The following is a 2,740-nucleotide window of genomic DNA, read 5'->3' on the forward strand; positions in this document are numbered from 1 at the left end:
TTCGTTCAAGCCGAGGCCGCTTCGCGGCCCGGCTTAACTCAGGCGTTATGCCCGGCCGGAGCAATGCATTGAGCTGGGTTCTGGCGACTGCCAGCTTCGCGCCCTCCGCAGCTCTGCCGCATTCAACCGCCCGCTTCGGTTTGCACCAGGTCAGCCGCCTTGCACCTTGTGTCCTTTCCCTTTCGGCCGGGCGCCGCTCGCATCGGGTCGGGCCGTGGCGCCCGGTGGGCGGCGCAGGTGATTGGGCATCAGGCCTTCGGTGGGCGGCGTTCTCGGCCTCGGGCAGGCTTTTGTCCACGCCGCTCGTTGTCCAGGCTGCGCCAGGTCGTTGCCCGCCTCCCGGTTGGCTGCGCCCGTTGCGGCCTTCCGTTCCGCTGGACTACCTTGGTGCATAACAATTCGTTCAAGCCGAGGCCGCTTCACGGCCCGGCTTAACTCAGGCGTTAGGCCTCATATGATGCTTCACTGGATCCGGGTCATCGAATTAGGGCACGGGAGTACCGCTAAGCTGCTGGGGTTGTGCTTGTCGCTTTGTGCATGCCGGCAACAAAGGTACTGGCCGAGTCTCACCACAATGAACTCGTTTCTTGCTCTTGGCGCAGATGACGGCGATCTGGGTACGGATATTGAGTGGGAGCCGTGCCAGCTATCTCAGCAAGAGTACGATCAAGCCCTAGCAATAGTCATGGCTGGCGAGCCATACGAACTTGATGTCCAGCAGATCAGTTGGGAAGAATGGCTCAGGCGGTCGGCTGTCGGTAATGAGGCCTAACAATTCATTCAAGCCGAAGCCGCTTCGCGGCTCGGCTTAATTCAGGCGTTAGGCCTCATGCCCGAATTTCCCTCTCCTTTTGAGCTAGATCTCGTTCGTACGTGCGTGACTCACCTGCCGCGCTACCACTCACTCATTGATGGTTTGCGGGTGATTTCGCGCGAGCACAATGGCTCTGGCTACTTAGTCCGTTTTGCCTGCGCCGAGAACGCTGAGGAATGTAGTTTCACGATGGACGATGATGTCGAGGTGGGAACTGGCACGTGGCTCGACGTAGAACTGTGGATAACTGAGAACGAGATCCGCAAACTGCGTATCTGGAACCCACGCGGGCCTTGGAACGGTGACGTGTCAGCGGGCTACCGAATCCATGAGGCCTAACAAGTCGTTCAAGCCGAGGCCGCTTCGCGGCCCGGCTTAACTCTAGCGTTAGGCCGCACACATGCAGTATCAGCTTGTCCTACAGTTCAACGGCGACTCGCTCGGGGACTATGACGCCATGGTCGCGCTCGAAGATGATTTGATCCAAGAGCTTGGTGACACAGCTGACATAGATGGTCACGATATTGGCGCTAGGGAAACAAACATCTTCATTGTCACTTCGGAGCCTGAGCTCACGTTTCACCTTGCAAAGGCGGTGCTAGACCGCTCTCAGTTGCTCGGTGCGGTAACCGCAGCTTATCGTCCAGTTGCCGGCCAAACGTTTACGGTGCTGTGGCCGGCTCACCGGCAAGAGTTCTCGGTCGCATGACACGGGTGCGGCCTAACAATTCATTCAAGCCGACGCCGCTTCGTTCCGGCCGCAGGCATGGCAAAGAAAGCTTGCCATGCCTACAGCCTCCACTACGCAGCGCGGCTTAACTCAGGCGTTAGGGCGCATGCCGACTCTCATCGCGGATTGGCCAGATGATGCAGATGGCGGAGTGTTCCGCCGCCTTGCAGAGCACGGCTTCGATTTCCAAAAGCCGCACTCCGTTGACTACAACGTAGACTTTGATAGCTGGCCGCCTCCGCAAGCGGCAATTGACCTGCTGGACTCGTTGTATGGTCCGGTCACGGTCTATGATCCGGATGAGCACGGAGACGGCTACATCCAGTTTCAGATCCATGCGCCGGTCACCTATGAGACTGTAACCGCTATCCAGCGCAATGTGAGCGCCGCAATGGAGCCTTATGGTGGCGTTTGCGAGTCTTGGGGGGTCATGCAAGATGCGCCCTAACAATTCATTCAAGCCGACGCCGCTTCGCGGCGCGGCTTAATTCAGGCGTTAGGCCCCGCTATGCAGACCGTCGCACTTGAAATCATAGGCAAAATCGCAGAGCTGGCGGCTTCCGGCCTGGCTCCGGATGAGTACGAGGCAGCAACACTTCAAATTGTCGGTGAGCCCGACTTAGCTCGTAGAGTCATCGATTGGCTACCTGAGGCTTTTGGCATGGTGCTGGTAAGCCACATGGGCGCCGTCACCTTACCCACCACATTCATGGCGCAAAACAGCTCGGGTTCATGGGTAGAGGTTCCTTTTTCCAAGGATCCAGTATTCGGCAATGCGCTCAAGCTAGCGCAATCCATGTATCACCACGGCCCACGCGAGGTATTTAGCGCGCTAGCCCTACGCAGCTCCGCTGTCGATGCTGTAAATCGGACGCTTAACGCTGGAGATTCAATAGACGGGGCAGTGCTATCGCCCCCAACCATGCTGGGCATTGCAGCTGAGACTTATGGCGGCGCGGCCTAACAATTCATTCAAGCCGAACCCGCTTCGCGGGTCGGCTTAATTCAGGCGTTAGGCGCACGTGGGAACAATCTCCAGTCTGATAGAGCGGCTGTCCCAGAGGTCCAAGCAAGACTTGGTCCCGATCGTAGTTTCTGCCCACGGTTTCACCGTCGGACAATCTTTTGTGGCGTGGCAGACGGTCGCGGAGATTTGGGGCCACAAAGTTGACCGCGTCACGACGGATGAGGCCTTC

4 protein-coding genes are annotated in these 2,740 nt (G+C 58.2%); all 4 read left to right on the forward strand.

Annotated elements, in window-relative coordinates:
- Positions 1–829: 829 nt before the first annotated feature.
- The 4 genes from MC380_RS17810 to MC380_RS17825 all read left to right on the forward strand — a co-directional run bounded on the left by MC380_RS17810 (position 830) and on the right by MC380_RS17825 (position 2,508).
- The gene (locus MC380_RS17810) at positions 830–1,153 is read left to right on the forward strand and encodes a hypothetical protein (protein WP_242102018.1); all 324 of its coding nucleotides are present in this window, start codon (positions 830–832) and stop codon (positions 1,151–1,153) included.
- Positions 1,154–1,214: 61 nt separating this feature from the next.
- Entirely contained in the window at positions 1,215–1,523 is a 309-nt protein-coding gene (locus tag MC380_RS17815; protein WP_242102019.1) for a hypothetical protein, read from the forward strand.
- A 127-nt stretch (positions 1,524–1,650) separates the two neighbouring features.
- Positions 1,651–1,992 (forward strand): ribonuclease E inhibitor RraB, encoded by a 342-nt coding sequence (locus MC380_RS17820; RefSeq protein WP_242165512.1) that lies wholly within the window; start codon positions 1,651–1,653, stop codon positions 1,990–1,992.
- A 60-nt stretch (positions 1,993–2,052) separates the two neighbouring features.
- Positions 2,053–2,508 carry a hypothetical protein gene (locus MC380_RS17825; RefSeq protein WP_242166500.1) on the forward strand — a complete coding sequence of 152 codons (456 nt, stop codon included), beginning with the start codon at positions 2,053–2,055 and terminating at the stop codon, positions 2,506–2,508.
- Positions 2,509–2,740 lie beyond the last annotated feature (232 nt).

It is taken from the genome of Lysobacter sp. M15 (assembly GCF_022662515.1).
Classification (GTDB): domain Bacteria; phylum Pseudomonadota; class Gammaproteobacteria; order Xanthomonadales; family Xanthomonadaceae; genus JAKPBU01.

Excerpts from the sequence above, each read along its gene's own strand:
- MC380_RS17815 (WP_242102019.1), top strand. The coding sequence starts at position 1,215 with ATGCAGTATCAGCTTGTCCTACAGTTCAACGGCGACTCGCTCGGGGAC.
- MC380_RS17810 (WP_242102018.1), top strand. The coding sequence starts at position 830 with ATGCCCGAATTTCCCTCTCCTTTTGAGCTAGATCTCGTTCGTACGTGC.
- MC380_RS17825 (WP_242166500.1), top strand. The coding sequence starts at position 2,053 with ATGCAGACCGTCGCACTTGAAATCATAGGCAAAATCGCAGAGCTGGCG.
- MC380_RS17820 (WP_242165512.1), top strand. The coding sequence starts at position 1,651 with ATGCCGACTCTCATCGCGGATTGGCCAGATGATGCAGATGGCGGAGTG.